At 71.1% G+C, this 14,731-nt stretch carries 12 protein-coding genes; 3 read left to right on the forward strand and 9 right to left on the reverse strand.

All coding sequences use genetic code 11. The features are described 5' to 3' along the window. Positions 1–39: 39 nt before the first annotated feature. Together HHX33_RS23640 and HHX33_RS23645 are read right to left on the reverse strand one after the other, a co-directional pair. Positions 40–1,473, reverse strand: a complete 1,434-nt coding sequence (locus tag HHX33_RS23640) for a serine/threonine-protein kinase (protein ID WP_182876543.1) — start codon at positions 1,471–1,473, stop codon at positions 40–42. A gap of 2 nt (positions 1,474–1,475) precedes the next feature. Continuing rightward, complete coding sequence (locus HHX33_RS23645) at positions 1,476–2,978, reverse strand: serine/threonine-protein kinase (RefSeq protein ID WP_182876544.1); 1,503 nt, start codon at positions 2,976–2,978, stop codon at positions 1,476–1,478. A gap of 192 nt (positions 2,979–3,170) precedes the next feature. On the opposite strand from HHX33_RS23645, the gene HHX33_RS23650 reads away from it, so the two are divergent. Continuing rightward, on the forward strand, positions 3,171–3,497 hold the full coding sequence (locus HHX33_RS23650) for a DUF1330 domain-containing protein (protein ID WP_182876545.1): 327 nt from the start codon (positions 3,171–3,173) through the stop codon (positions 3,495–3,497). Between the two features lie 181 nt (positions 3,498–3,678). Next, positions 3,679–4,092, forward strand: coding sequence for a hypothetical protein (locus HHX33_RS23655; protein WP_182876546.1), 414 nt, complete (start codon positions 3,679–3,681; stop codon positions 4,090–4,092). A gap of 132 nt (positions 4,093–4,224) precedes the next feature. Here HHX33_RS23655 and HHX33_RS23660 read toward each other — a convergent pair whose 3' ends face one another. The 5 genes from HHX33_RS23660 to HHX33_RS23680 form a co-directional block, all read right to left on the reverse strand. Beyond that, positions 4,225–7,155: a glycoside hydrolase family 3 protein gene (locus HHX33_RS23660; protein WP_182876547.1), complete on the reverse strand. Its 2,931-nt coding sequence runs from the start codon at positions 7,153–7,155 to the stop codon at positions 4,225–4,227. Between the two features lie 41 nt (positions 7,156–7,196). Then, a complete protein-coding gene (locus tag HHX33_RS23665; RefSeq protein ID WP_244302313.1) occupies positions 7,197–8,036 on the reverse strand; it encodes a carbohydrate ABC transporter permease in 840 nt (279 codons plus the stop codon). Then, complete coding sequence (locus HHX33_RS23670) at positions 8,033–8,935, reverse strand: carbohydrate ABC transporter permease (protein ID WP_138462585.1); 903 nt, start codon at positions 8,933–8,935, stop codon at positions 8,033–8,035. The genes HHX33_RS23665 and HHX33_RS23670 overlap by 4 nt, the downstream gene beginning before the upstream one ends. An 82-nt stretch (positions 8,936–9,017) precedes the next feature. Further along, positions 9,018–10,313, reverse strand: coding sequence for an ABC transporter substrate-binding protein (locus HHX33_RS23675; protein ID WP_310741492.1), 1,296 nt, complete (start codon positions 10,311–10,313; stop codon positions 9,018–9,020). A gap of 51 nt (positions 10,314–10,364) precedes the next feature. Next, a complete protein-coding gene (locus tag HHX33_RS23680) occupies positions 10,365–12,647 on the reverse strand; it encodes a TIM-barrel domain-containing protein (RefSeq protein WP_182876549.1) in 2,283 nt (760 codons plus the stop codon). A 163-nt stretch (positions 12,648–12,810) separates the two neighbouring features. Here HHX33_RS23680 and HHX33_RS23685 point away from each other — a divergent pair, with 163 nt between their 5' ends. Further along, positions 12,811–13,044, forward strand: coding sequence for a hypothetical protein (locus tag HHX33_RS23685; RefSeq protein WP_182876550.1), 234 nt, complete (start codon positions 12,811–12,813; stop codon positions 13,042–13,044). Positions 13,045–13,053: 9 nt separating this feature from the next. Here HHX33_RS23685 and HHX33_RS23690 read toward each other — a convergent pair whose 3' ends face one another. Further along, a complete protein-coding gene (locus tag HHX33_RS23690; RefSeq protein WP_182876551.1) occupies positions 13,054–13,473 on the reverse strand; it encodes a hypothetical protein in 420 nt (139 codons plus the stop codon). Between the two features lie 158 nt (positions 13,474–13,631). Continuing rightward, a complete protein-coding gene (locus tag HHX33_RS23695; RefSeq protein WP_182876552.1) occupies positions 13,632–14,723 on the reverse strand; it encodes a glycoside hydrolase family 53 protein in 1,092 nt (363 codons plus the stop codon). Positions 14,724–14,731: the final 8 nt, after the last annotated feature.

The following is a 14,731-nucleotide window of genomic DNA, read 5'->3' on the forward strand; positions in this document are numbered from 1 at the left end:
CTACAGGGGGTGCGAACGGGAGGGTCGAATGGGGCGACTTCAGCCGAGCCCGATGCCGACGAGTTCGGCGGCGCGCTCGGCGGTGCCCCGGTCGGCCTGGGTGACCGCCGGGTCGCCGGTGCGCCGATAGGCCACCTCGACGACGAGGTTGCTGAGGCGGAACCAGACCGTGGCGCCGGTGGTCCCGGCTCCGGGGTCGGCCGTGTCGCAGGCGAACGCCTCGTCGGCGATCCCCGGGCGGTCGCGCGCCGCGGCGCCCCGGGCCGCGCGCTCCGAGGCGAGGTCGCGGGCGGCGGCCGCCTCGCCCGCGCCGTCGCCGGGGAGCCGGAAGCCGACGGTGATCGTCCCCGCGTGCCCGCTGACGCGCTCGGTCCACTCGCAACCGCTCGCGCCGTCCCCGCCGTCTCCGCCCTGCCGCCCGCCTCCCCCGCCCTCGCTCCCCTGGCCCCGCGCGGGCTCCGGGCGGGGCGCCGCGCCGAGGAGGTCGCGGATCTGCGCGTCGGTGAGGCTGCGGCAGGCGTCGGGGACGGCATTGAAGCGCCCGCCGCCCTCGTCCCGTCCCGACGTCAGGAGCCAGGCGCCGAGTCCCGCCGCCAGGCCGGTCACGATCACCAGGGCCGCCACGACGGCCAGGCGCCACGACCGGGCGGACCGTGCGGCGGGGGCGGGCGGCGCGGCGGCGGCGCGCAGGGCCTGCCGTACGACCTCGGGCGGCGGGCGCCGTGCCGGGTCCTTGTCGAGCAGTGCGTGCACGATCCAGGCCAGCACCCGGGACGCCCGCGCCATCGGCGGAGGCTCGTGGAGCAGGACGGCGGCGACGAGCGCGGCGGCAGTGGGACGGTGGAAGGGCGTCTCGCCCTCGGCCGCCGTGTAGAGCGTGGCCCCGAGGGACCACAGGTCCGAGGCGGGCCCGTCGGGCTCGTCCCGGAACCGCTCCGGCGCCATGTAGGCGGGCGACCCGGCCGAGCTGCGCCAGGAGGCGCCGCCCTCGCCCATCGGGGCGGCGATGCCGAAGTCGGTGAGCAGGGCCCGGCCGTCCGGCCCGATCAGCACGTTGGCCGGCTTCACGTCCCGGTGCAGGACGCCCCGCGAGTGGGCCGCCTCCAGCGCGTCGAGCACGGCCAGCCCGATCTCCGCGACCCGCTCGGAGGGCAGCGGCCCGTGCTCTCGAATGATCTTGTCGAGAGAACGGCCGGGCACCAGGTCCATGACGATCCACGGCCGGCCGGCGTGCCCGACGACGTCGTGGATCGTCACGATCGAGGGGTGACTGAGCCGCCCCGCCGCACGTGCCTCGTCGACGGCCCGCCCGAGGAACTCGGCGAGCCGCCGGTCGTCCAGGTCCGGCGGGATGCGGAGCTGCTTGATCGCCACCTCGCGGCGCAGCAGCTCGTCGTGGGCGCGCCAGACCGTGCCGCCGCCGCCCTCACCGAGCCGTTCGGTGAGGCGGTACCGCCCGGCGAGCACCTCCACGGCTACGCCAGCCCGCTCAGGCCGCCCGCGGCCGACCGGGCCGTCGCGACCGCCTCGTCCCGCAGTCCGGCCGGGGACGTCACGTCCAGGTGGGCGTACCGCAGCACGGCCACGAGGTCGCCGAGCCGGAAGTACACCCAGGCGGCCTTCGCCGTGCCCTCCGGCGTGGTGACGTCGACGGCGAAGGCCTCGTCGGCCAGCCCCGGCACGTCCCGCGCGGCCGACTCGATGACCTGGGTCTTCTGGTTGAGCCCGACCTCGTACCAGATGAGGTCGCCGTCGCGCGGCCCCGAGGCGTACTGGCGGCGCAGTCCCTGCATGAGCGTCCGCGCGGAGGCCAGGTCCAGCGCCCAGGGTTCCGGGGTGTCGGAGTCGGTCTCGGCGCCCAGCTCGACGCCCGCGCCCGTGACGGCCCACTGGCAGCCCGCCTTCTCCGGGTGCGGGTCCGCCGGGGCGCCCAGTAACCGGCGCACCTGCGCGCCGGACAGCGCCCGGCACAGGTCCACGGCACGGGTGAAGACCGGCGAGACCCGCGGCGGGGGCGGGCCGGGCTCGCCGTCCCGCAGCCCGTACGCCGTCAGGGGCACCGCGGCGGCCGCCACGGCGAGGGCCACGGCCGCGATCCACCACCGGCGGCGGCGTACGGGCCCGGTGGGGGCGCCGGCGCCGGCCTCCGGGCCGGGCGTGCCGCCGTCGGCGATCCGGCGCAGCGTGGCGAGCGCCGCGCCCGTGTCCGGGCGGTGCGCGGGGTCGCGCGCCAGCATCCGGGTCAGCACCGGGCCGAGCGGCCCCGCGAGCACCGGCGGCCGGGGGTCCCGGGTGAGCGTCGCCGCGATCACCTCGGCCTGGGTGCCCTGGTGCGGCGGGACGCCCTCGACCGCCGTGTAGAGCGTGGCCGCCAGCGACCACAGGTCGGCGGCCGGGCCTCCGCGGTCGCCCGCGAGCCGTTCGGGCGCGATGAACCCCGGTGAGCCGACGAGCAGCCCCGCCTCGGTGATCGACGCCTGGCCGGCGGGCCGGGCGATGCCGAAGTCCGTGAGGACCACCCGGCCGTCGGCGGACAGGAAGACGTTGCCCGGCTTGACGTCCCGGTGCTGCACACCCTGCGCGTGCGCGGCCGACAGCGCGTCCAGGACCCGCGCGCCGAGATCGGCCACCTGCCGGTACGGCAGCGGCCCGTACGAGGCGACCTGCGCGGCGAGATCCCGCCCGCGGAGCAGTTCCATGACGATCCACGGCCTGCCGTCCTGGACGAGCACGTCGTGCAGCGCGACGATCCCGGGGTGCCGCACCCGCGCGGTGACCTCGGCCTCACGCATGACCCTGGCGACGAGCTCGGCCCGCTCGCGGTCGCCGAGGCCGTCCGGGAGGCGCAGTTCCTTGACCGCCACCTCGCGGTCCAGCACCGGGTCCCTGGCCAGCCATACCCGGCCCATGCCGCCGGAGCCCAGCGGGCGCAGCAGGTGGTATCGCGAGGCCAGTGGCTCCCCCAGCGATTCGGCCATAACGGGGAGAATAGCGAAAGCGTGATCGATCGCCCTCCTTATCGCGGGTCCCGTCCGACGGGCGAGACGCGGACGACCCCGCCGCCCGGGCGTTACCTCACGGGTCATCGCCTCCGCGACCCGCCTGGGACATGCTCGGGACCAGGAGGGGACGAGCGTCCCCGGCACCGCCGCCGGACCACAGGAGGAACCATGCCCGCCTACGCCATCGCCCAGCTCCGCGACGTCACCGTCGGCGCGGACATCGTCGAGTACCTGCGGCGCATCGACGCCACGCTGGAGCCGTTCGGCGGCCGTTTCGTCATCCACGGCGGCGAGGCCGAGCTTCTCGAGGGCAGCTGGCCGCAGACCCTCATCGTCATCGAGTTCCCCGACCTCGACGCGGCGAGGGCCTGGTACCGGTCGCCCGCCTACCAGGAGATCCTGCCCCTGCGCACGAGGAACTCCTCCGGGGACGCCGTGCTCCTCCCGGGGGTGGGCGAGGACCACAAGGCGCTGGACGTGCTGACACCGGCCTGACCGGCGTCGCACGAATGGGACGAATGCCCGTAAGCCGCCCCCTGCCGGGAAAGGAACGGTATCCACTGCGTCGGGGCTCGACCTGGACCGGGAGCGATCCCGCGTATCGGGGTATGTCGCGAATGCGGTCGCAGGAGGCGACACGTTCGCACATCCACCAGAGGGAGCGGAGCCGGCGGAGATGAAGGTGCATGCTGCGCGCGACGCGCTCACCCGGGCGGCCCGGCGCCGGTGCGTCGCGGTCGCGGCGGTCCTCGGCGCGGGCCTCGCGATCGGCTCCCTGTCCGATCTCGCAGGTCTCACGTCCGCCGCGTACGCCGTGCCGATGTCCGTGCCGATGTCCCGCGGCGGACACGGAGGCGGAGGCTTCGTGGGACCCGACAACAACGCCAACGGATCCCGCATCACCGTGGGCAACGGCAGAGTCCACGGAAACTACATGGTGGTCGGCAGCCTCAAGAACGCGAACGGCCTGCAGCAGGCCACGATCGGCGTGAACGGCAACGGCAACTCCCAGGGCAACGTCTGCAGGCGGCGGGGCGGCCGCTGCTGGTTCAACCAGAACGCGTGGGTGTCCCGCTCCGGCCGATGGTGACGGCGGCGGTGACGGCGGTGGTGACGGCAGCGATGACGGCGGCCGGCCGCCGCACGACGGGACGCCCCGCGGGTGGGCGGTGCTCACCCGCGAGGCGTCCTCGATTCAGGGTCCGGTCCTGCCGCGTGAGACTCAGCTCAGGGTGAGGTCCTTGACCCGGACGTCCCCGGTGAAGACCAGGTACACGTCCTTCACGCCGTTCGCGCCGGAGACCGGAGCGGTGGCGGCGGCCCACTGGTAGACGCCGCCGGTCGCGGCGACCGGGATCGTCGCCACTCTGGCGCCGTCCGGGGAGCCGAGGCGCACCTCGATCTTCCCGCCGGTCGCGGAGGCCACACCCACGGTCGCCTTCGCCGGCTTGCGGAGCTGGACGTCCTTGAACGAGATCCAGCCGTCGTCCGCGCCCGCGACGGCGTCACCGCGGACCTTGGTCTCGTCGACCAGGTGGACGCCCGAGTAGTCGTCGAAGTCGATCGCCCGGGTGGTCTTCGACAGGTCGCGGTGCGGGATGTCCTCACCCCTGACGTTGATCGTCGAGCGCTGGCGGATGGCCGCCGACGACGATCCCACGAGGACGTCGTGGGTCGCGTTCTCGACCGTCCACTTGTTCCGCGTGACGTCCCACAGAGCGAGGTCGGCCTTCTTCACGGTCATCGTGACCGTCTTCGTCTGCCCGGGCGCCAGCGACACCCGCTGGAACGCGCGCAGCTGCTTGACCGGCTGCTTCACCCGCGACCGGTGCTGGTGGGTGTAGAGCTGCACGACCTCGTCGCCGGCCCGGGAGCCGGTGTTGGTCACCTTCACCGAGACCTCGTACGCGTCGCCCTTCGGCACCGCCTTGAGGCCCTGGTAGGCGAACGACGTGTACGACAGGCCGTACCCGAACGGGTAGAGGGGCCGGCCCTGGTAGTACAGGTAGGTGCGGTCCTTCTTGACGATGTCGTAGTCGAGGATGCCCGGCAGCTCGTCGGCCGACCGGTACCACGTCTGCGTCAGCCGTCCCGCCGGGTTGACGTCGCCGTACAGCACGTCGGCGAGGCCGTGGCCGGTCTCGGCGCCCGCGTGGGTGGTCCACAGGATGGCCGGGACGTTGTCCTGCTCCCAGTTGATCGTCGTCGGGTAGCTGTTCTGCAGCACCACGACCGTGTTGGGGTTGGCCTTCTTCACCGCCTTGACCAGGGCCTCCTGGCCCTCGGCGAGGTTCATGTCGGTGCGGTCGTGCGCCTCGCGGCCGTTGATGAACGGCATGCTGCCGACCACGACGACCGCCACGTCGGCGGCCTTCGCCTTGGCGACCGCGTCGTCCACGCCGCGGGAGACGACCTCCTTGGCGTAGTGGGTGGCCTGGTCGGCGGTGGTCAGGCCGAGCGTGCCGTCGGCCTCGGCCTTGACGTACGCGTTCGGGCCGAACCAGCTCTCGCTCGTCTCGTAGCCGGCGTACCTCAGCAGGTAGGTGCCGTCGGACTGCTGCTCCAGCTTGAACTGCTCCTGCACGAACCAGCCGGACGGCTGGTCGGCGGTGTTGGCGAGCGTCGCCCAGTTGGCCCGGCTGACGTACTTGCCGTTGGCCGCGCTGCGCAGCGTCAGCACGCCCTGGCCCCAGTCGAACGCGTCGAACTGCTCGGTCGCGCCGGCCGTGGAGGCGCTCTCCTTCAGGTCTCCCCCGGCGGCGGGCGCGCTGATGTACTTCCCGGTGGCGACGTCCTTCAGGGCGATCCGGTCGACGCCCTCGGAGGAGGCCACCGCCTTCGCGCGCTCCTTGATCCCGGCGAGCGGGGTCACCTTGTACGGCAGGGCGCCGGAGTACCAGTCGGTGTAGAGGACGTCGGCCAGCGGGCCGACGACGGCGACCTTCTTGCCGGGCTTCAGCGGCAGCGCGCCGCCGGAGTTCTTCAGCAGCACCATGGCCTTGGCCGCGGTCTCGCGGTTCAGCTTCTGGTTCGCCGGGCTGTTGACGACATCCTTGGTGATCTTCCCGTACGGCCCGCCGTCGGGGTCGAACTCCCCGAGCCGGAACCGGATGCTGAGCTGGTGCCGGACGGCGTTGTCCACGTCCGCCTGGGTGAGCAGCCCCTTCGACAGCGCCTCCTTGACCGCCGCGACCGTCGGGCCGCCGTTGGTGTCGTCGACGGTCATGCTGTCCAGGCCCGCCTTGATCAGCGCGGCGTCGGCCTCGGCCTGGGTGGCGTAGTACTTCTCGCTCTGCACGAGGTTGTTCGGCGCCCAGGCGTCGGAGACGTTGAACAGGGTCCGGGCGGTCCAGGAGCGGACCACGTCGTTCAGGTCCGGGCTGACCGTGTTGGGCCGGCCGTTGACGAGGTTGTAGGACGCCATCACGCCGGTCGCCGCGTCCGCGGAGATGGCCGGTTTGAACGCCGCCTCGTCGTACTCGTGCTTGACCCGCGGCGGCAGTTCCGACGAGGTGACGTCCCGGCTGACCTCGTTGTTGTTCGCCAGGTAGTGCTTGAGCGTGGGCGCCGACTTCAGGTGGTCGGGGTCGTCGCCCTCCATGCCCGATCCGTACGCCGTGGAGATGGCGCCGGTGAGCAGGGGGTCCTCGGAGTAGCCCTCCTCGTTGCGGCCCCAGCGCGGGTCGCGCAGCAGGTTGACGACGGGCGCCCACAGGTTGAGCCCCCACACGCGCGGGTTCTGCGCGTGGAAGCCGCGGGCCTCGTCGCCGACGGCCGAGCCGACCCGCTTGATCAGGGCGGGGTCCCAGGTGCTGGCGAGGCCGAGCGCCTGGGGGAAGACGGTGCCCGTGGCGGTCACCACGGCCCCGTTGTTGTCGATGTCGGTCGACCAGGCCACGCCGTGCAGCGCCTCGGTGCCGCTCTTGAACAGGCCGACGCCGAGGCGGTCGATCGCCGGGGCGTACTGGTGCAGCATCGACACCTTCTCGTCCGGCGTGAGCCGGCCGAGAAGGTCTTCGACTCGCTGCGCGAGCGGCAGCGAGGGGTCTCGGAACGGATAATCGCCGGCCGCCCGCACGGGGCCGGCGCCCAGGCTCAGAGCCAGAGCCAGGGCGGCCGACGCGGACAGCATCGCCGAACGGCGATGGGACATTGCGCCTCCAGGTCAGGTAGTGACGCGTTACTCGAAGGGTGTTACTTGATCGCGCCGACCGTGATGCCGCGGGTCAGCGTGCGCTGGAAGATCAGGAAGAAGGCCACGGCCGGCACGATGCCGAGCAGCGCGGACGCGCTGGACATGGTGGCGTCCATCATCTTCTCGCCCTGCAGGACGCCGAGGGCGACCGGCACGGTCTGGTTGTCGTTGGAGATGAGGAACACCATGGGCAGGAAGAACTCGTTCCACGTCCAGATGAAGAAGAAGATGAGCAGCACCATGAGGGTCGGGCGGCTGATGGGCACGACGATGCCCCACAGGATCCGCCACCTGCTCGCCCCGTCGAGTTCGGCCGCCTCCAGGATCCCCCGGGGGAACCGCCCGAGCACCGACGAGAGCAGGTAGGTGCCGAACGCCCCCTGGATCACCGTGAAGATCAGTATGACCGCGAGCCTCGAGTCGTACAGCCCGGCCTGCTTCGCCAGGTAGTACAGCGGGTAGACGAGTGCCTCCTGCGGCAGCGTGTTGGCGACCAGGAAGAGCACGAGCAGCCACAGCCGGCCGCGGACCCGGCCGATTCCCAGCGCGTACGCGTTGAGCACCGACAGCAGCACCGCGGCGACCGCGACGACGCCGCTGATCAGGAGGCTGTTCCAGAGCTTCAGGCCGAAGTCGACGCGCTGCCAGAAGGCGACGATCCCGTCGAGGTACAGCCCGTGCGGCAGGCTGAGCGGGCCGCCGGAGGAGTACTCGGCCGGGGACTTGAACGCGTTGAGCGTGACGATCGCGAAGGGGACGAGCATCACGGCCGCGAGCAGGACCAGCGCCGCGAGGACCGCCCAGCGCCCCGGCTGGCCGAACTGGCGATCGGAGGTCACGAGTCACGCTCCTGGTCACGGTCCTGGACACGCAGGAAGAGGAAGGTCACCACGACGATGATCAGGGCGAGCACGGTGGCGATCGCCGAGCCGTATCCGACGTTCACCTTCTGGAAGAAGTTCAGGTAGGAGAAGTAGGACGGCACCATCGTCGCCGAGCCCGGGCCGCCCCGGGTGAGCACGAAGATCGGGCCGAACACCTTGAGCGCCGCGATCGTGCAGGTCAGCAGGACCACGAAGATCTCCGGCCGGATCTGCGGGATCGTGATGTGCCAGAACCTGCGCCACCAGGAGGCGCCGTCGATCTCGGCCGCCTCGTACAGCGAGGGGTCCACCCGCTGGAGCCCGGCCATGAAGATGACGACCGGGTACCCGAGCTGGAACCACACCATGATCGCCATCACCGTGGCCAGCGCGAGGTCGGGGTCGCCCAGCCAGTTGACCTTCAGCCCGAAGATCTGGTTCACCGCGCCGTACGACGGGTGCAGCATCCAGCCCCAGACCACGCCGGCCACCGCGACGGGCAGCACCTGCGGCAGGTAGAACGCCGCGCGCAGGGCCGAGGCCGTACGGGCGCCGAACCGCCGGGCGATGTAGTCGAACAACGCGGCGGCCAGCACCAGGCCGACGACCGTCGGCACCACCGCCATCGCGACGATCAGCGCGACGTTGTGCTGGAAGGACGCCCAGAACCGCTCGTCCGCGAAGAGCTTCGTGTAGTTGTCGAGCCCGATCCAGGTGGGGGTGCCGACGCCGGACCAGCGGGTGAAACTCGTCGCGACGTTCATCAGGAACGGCACGACGATGATCGCGAGGAACAGCACCAGGCTCGGCAGGAGGTAGAGCCAGTAGCCGCCCCTCCCGCGCGGGCGGGCGGCGCCCGCGTCGGGTGGTGCCATGTGCGGACCTTTCGGGTGGGTCCGGCGGCGGAGACCGGTCAGGTGATCCCGCCGCCGGGATCTGGGAGAGGCGGGTTCCCTGCTAGTTGCCGATGTCGGCGAGGTTGTCGTTGTAGGGCTGGGCGATCTCGTCCAGGACCTCCTCCGGCTTCTTGTCGCCGTTGATCAGTTCCTGCACGCCCGAGACGAGCACGTCGTAGTAGCCCGGGGCGGGCCAGTCGGGGTAGAAGGCCAGGCCGTCCTGCGTCGAGAGCTTGTTGAAGTTCTCGATCAGCTCCTTGTTCTGGGCGTCGGTGATCGCGGCGGGGTCGGCCGCGACCGGGATGCCGCCGGAGTTGCCCAGCAGGTTCTGGACCTCCTTCTTCATCGTGATGTCGATGAAGTCATAGGCGAGGTCCTTGTTCTTGGACTTCTCCGGCACGACCCAGATGTTGCCGCTGGAGCCCGGGGCGAACTGACCCGGCCACAGGAAGGAGCCCCACTTGAAGTCCTTGATCTCCTCCTGCATCCGGCCGAACCACCAGCTGCCCGACACCATGATCGGGAACTTGCCGCCGATGAACGCCACGCCCATGTCCTCGGCCTTCATGCCGGCCGAGTTCTTGGCGATGTAGCCCTTCTTCACCCAGTCGGAGAAGGTCTGCGCGGCGTACGTGAACTCGGGGCCGTGGAAGTCGACCTTGCCCTTGTAGAGCTCGAAGGAGTCGATCCAGGCGCGGTTGGCCTTGTTCAGGGCGAGCAGGTAGAACAGCTGCTGGGCGGGGTACTCCGCGCCCGCCATCGCGATCGGCGTGGTGCCCTTCTTCGTGAACGTGTCGAGCGCCGCGGTGAACTCGTCGAAGGTGGTGGGCACCTTCACGCCCGCCTTATCGAACATGTCCTTGTTGTAGTAGACCATCACGTACTCGCCGTAGTTCGGCACGCCGAACCACTTGCCCGAGCCCATGATGCCCCGCTCGTCGTACTTCGCGGTGGTCTGCAGCGACGGGCTGAGCAGCTTGTCCCAGCCGCGCTTGGTCGCCTCCTCCGTCAGGTCGGTCAGCAGGCCCTGCTTCGACAGCAGACCGGCCGTCGCGTTGCCCTTGTTGTACTCCATGATGTCCGGGGCCTCGTCGGAGTTGAGGACCATGCCGGCGGTCTTCTGGATCTGCTCGAAGCCCTTCTCCTCGAACTTCACCTTGACGCCGGGGTGGCTCGCCTCGAACTCCTTCATCGCCTCGGCCCAGGCGGTGCCCATGGCGCTGTTGCCCGTCTCGTAGTGCCAGAGGGTGAGGGTCTTGGCCTCCGCGGAGCCACCGCCGGCGCCGCCACCCTCGGACTTGCCGTCGTTTCCGCCGCACGCGCCGAGCGCCAGGACGGCCGCGGCCAGTGCCGCCACCGCCGCGCTCCTGCCTAATTTGACCATGGTTGTTCTCCAGGGGGTATCGCTTCAGTTGATGACGACCGGGGCGCCGGGGCCGGCGAACTCGACGCCGCCGATCCGCTTGGGGCCCTCGGCGGTGACGGTCAGCCGGTCGCCGTCCCACACCGCCCTGACCCTCGTGTCCCCGTCCAGGTCCCTGATCGTCGTACGGCTCTCGCGCTCCGGCAGGCCGAAGACGAGCAGGGAGACCCGCGGGTCGTCGGCCACGGTGTCACCCGGCTCGGTGACCGGGACCAGCGAACCGTGCCGTCCGAACAGGGGGATCCGGTCGAGCGGCGGCGACACCGTGACGTAGCGCCCGCCGTCCAGCTTCTCGCCGGTCCAGTAGTCCACCCACACCCCCGAGGGCAGGTAGACCTTCCTGGTGCCGTCCGCCGAGGTCATCGGGGCGACGAGCAGGTCGGTGCCGAGAAGGTACTCCAGATCCGCCTGCCAGGCCACCGGGTCGTCCGGGTGGTCGACGCAGAGCGCGCGCAGCATCGGCGCGCCCGTCTCGGCCGCGGTGACGGCCGCCGAGTAGATGTACGGCATGAGCCGGTACCGCAGCCGCAGGGCCTCAATGGCGGCCTGCTCGGCGTGCGGCGGGAACTCCCAGGGCTCCCGGGTGGTCGTGCCGTGGAACCGTACGAGCGGGGACAGCGCGGCGAACTGCGACCAGCGGATGTAGAGGTCCGGGGTGGGCGTGCCGGTGAAGCCGCCCGCGTCGTGGCTCCAGAACGGGACGCCGGACAGGCCGTGCGACAGGCCGCCCCTGATCGTGCTGCCCATCGCGGGGTAGGTCGTGTCGACGTCGCCGCTCCACTGGGCCGAGTGGCGCTGGCCGCCGAGGTAGGACGAGCGCGCCCAGACCAGGCCGTGCCCGTTGACCTCGCGGGTCACCTCGGCGACGAGGTCGTTGAACAGCAGCGTGTAGACGTTGTGCAGGTCGGTGCCGGTCATGCCGTTGAAGGCCACGGCGTCGGCCGGCACGCCCTCGGCGAAGTCGGTCTTGAACGCCGCGACGCCCTCGCGCAGCCGGTCGCGCAGCAGTCCTCTGAACCACTCCGCGGCCTCGGGGTTGGTGAAGTCGACGATGCCGCAGGCGGGATAGGAGCCGTGCCAGGTGTCGGCGACGTACGTCTCGCCGTCGGGCCGCCTGAGGAAGTAGCCCTTCGCGGCGGCCTCGGCGAAGGCCGGGCTGAGGTGCGAGATGTAGGAGTTCATCCAGAGGCAGACCTTGAAGCCCTGCTCCTTGAGAGCGGCGAGCATGCCCGCCGGGTCGGGGAACGTCTCAGGGTCCCACTGGAGGTCGGACCAGTGCCCGTCCGCCTGCCAGTAGCAGTCGAGGTGCAGCACGTCGCAGGGGATGCCGCGCTCCCTGATCTTCCTGGCGCGCTCCAGCACCCGCTCCTGGCTGTCCCTGAAGAAGCCCGAGGAGATCCAGGTGCCGAACGCCCACTTCGGCGGCAGTTCCGGCCGGCCGGTCAGCCCGTCGAACCGGTCCAGCACCTCGGCCGGGGTGGGTCCCGCGATCACGTAGTAGTCGATGAGGTCGTCGGGCACGACGATCTGCACGGCGCTGTGGGTGGACTGGCACATGTCGAACTCGACCGGCGTGCCGCTGTCGACGCAGATGCCGTATCCCCTGCTGGACAGGTAGAAGGGCACGTTCTTGTACGCGCGCTGCGACTCGGCGCCGAACGCGTCGAAGTTCCACATGAGCGGGCGCTGGCCGCGCTTGTCGAGCGGCGTGAACGACTCGCCGAAACCGCCGAACGCCTCGTCGGCCGGGGCGAGGAACGTGTCGTGATAGGCGACGGGGGCGCCGTCGACGGTGGAGCGGCCGAAGGGCAGCGTGCGGAGGCGGCCGCTGATGTCGGGGTGGCCCGGGTCCTGCTCCACCAGCGTCCGGCCGGCCCGGTCGGTGAAGCGCAGGTTCCACGGGTTCAGCCGCACCTCGGCGCGCAGCGACCCGGCGTCGACGACGACGCGGCTGTGGTTCGCCTCCACGACGGTCCCGGCGTACTCGCCGGGGGTGACCATGGCGATCGCGCGGGCGGACCGGGTGCGGGCGTCGGGATCCTCCGCCAGCCGCACCCGGATCACCCCCTCACCCGCGGCCGAGATCTGCACGACGAGCGTCTCCTCCGCCGAGGTGGAGCCCTTCAGCGTCACCCCCCGCCCGTCGGAGGCCACCACCTCCGCGCCGGTCAGCGCGGACAGGCCCGTCTCACCCGGCTCACGCACCGGTAGCTCGGGAGGATCGGCCACGAAGAACTCGCGCGCGACCAACGGGGGGCGGTACGGCATTGCGGCACTCCATCAAGCTCATCCGGCGATTGTGGAGTTAGTTTGCCGTCCATCCCAACAAAAATCAATGGGCCGTCCGTAGCGGAGTTTGCGCAGGTTATTCCCGTATATGACAGTTTCAGGTAATGTGTCCGCAATCCTCGGTCAAGGGCAGGTGATGTGGATGGACAGGTTCGTACACGTGATGCCGCTGGACGACGTGATCGACCACGAGGGCAGCCCCGGCTGCGTCTGCGGTCCCGGCGGGCAGTCCGTCACCGCCGCCGACATCGGCGAGCCGGCCTCTCCCCCGGACGACGACGCCATGCCCGGCTGGTCTCGGCCGGCCGTCGGCATGATCTACCACCACTACGCGCTCAGCCATTGCCGCGAGTGGGAGGCCGTCCCCGAGCCCTGACCTTCTCGGCTACCGGGGCGCCTGGTACTTCGCCAGGACCCGCTGCAGCCGGTCCACCACCGGCCGCCAGGACGGCGGCAGGGTGTAGCGGGTGACCCGGCGCCCCTGGTACGTCAGGCCGTACGCGAGGAAGTCGGCCCCCTGCGGCGGGGCCTCGGACCGGCCGAGCCGCAGGTTCCGCAGCGCCCCGCGCAACCCGCGCCACTCGGACGCCGTCAGGCACCTGCGCACGACCGGCCCCGTACGGCGGCTCAGCAGGGCGCAGCCGTCGGTGTAGACGCGCACGCGGTCGTCCAGCCCCGCGAACCCGCCCTGCTCGCGCAGTTCGACCAGCGACTTCCTCGGCGCCGTCGTCGCCTCGGCCGGGCCCGTCAGGGCCGCCGCGCAAAGAACCGCCAGCGACAACAGCGTGACACGCGAAGTTCTCATGCTCTCCATAACGGCCCCCAGCCCCGTCCGGCTCACCTCACAGGTGTACCGCAAGGCGCGCGGCCCGCGCCGGTCATCGAGGTCCGTGTCGTCCCCGGATGGGTGAGGGCGGCCGGGGTGGCCGCCCTCGCGCGTCCGGCAGCGGGGTCGGACAGGCTCTAGGGGGTCCACCTGACGTTCGGGTTGATGTGGCCGGTCCAGTTGAACACGGCCATGTTGTCCCAGCCGTCGCCGCTGCCGTTGATGTTGGCCGGGTCCCAGCCGTTGCCGGGCACCGCGTACCAGGTCGGCTCCCAGTAGAAGACGCCGACGGCGCCCGCGTCGCGGGCCGTGTTCTGCACCGCCGTGAACTCCGCGCCCTGCCCCTGCCAGGTGAGGCCGTACCCGGAACACCCCGACGTGACCGAGTTGCCCGTGGAGTCGGCGTTGTCGGGGGTGAACGGGTACGCCGTCTCCGCGATGACGACCGGCTTCCCGTAGCGGGACCGCATGTCCGAGATCACCCAGGAGAGGTTGGACAGCGTGCCGTGCCACATGCAGTAGTACGACAGGCCGGTGATGTCCCAGGCGACGCCCTTGGCCCTGATGCCGTCGTAGAACCAGCGGGCGTTGGCGTCGCTGTCGGCGTCCGCGGTGTGGATGATCACCTGGGTCCCGCCGTTGCACGCCTTCGTCGCGTTGTAGCCCGCCTTGAGCAGCAGGCTCAGGTTGGTGAAGTCGTTGTTGACGACCTTGCCGTCGTTCCACAGCATGCCGACGTTGATCTCGTTGCCGATCTGCACGCTGTCGGGAGTCGTGCCCTGCGCCTTGAGGCTGGAGCACACGTCGTAGGTGTAGTTGTAGACGTCGCTCTGCAACTGGCCGATCCCGTGGCCGGCCCACGCGGCGGGCTTGTACTGCTTGCCCGGGTCCGCCCAGGTGTCCGAGTAGTGGAAGTCGATCAGCAGCTTCAGGCCCTTGGCCTTCACCGTCCTGGCGTACTGCAGCACCTTGGCCTTGTTGTTGTAGCCGCTGGCGGGGTTGTTCCAGATCCGCAGGCGGACGTAGTTGACGCCGACGCCCTTGAGGATGTCCAGCGGGTCCCTCTGGTTGCCGGCCGCGTCGTAGTACCTCGCGCCCAGGTCCAGGGCGCGTTGTACGGAGGAGACGTCGGCGCCGAGCATGGTCAGCGGGGTCGCGGCGAGCGCAGGCGGCCCGGCGGCCAGAGCCGCGGCGGCACAGGCGACGAGCGCCGCCAGGATCTTTCTCATGTGTCCTC

The organism is Microbispora sp. H10670 (genome assembly GCF_014161385.1).
GTDB lineage: Bacteria > Actinomycetota > Actinomycetes > Streptosporangiales > Streptosporangiaceae > Microbispora > Microbispora triticiradicis.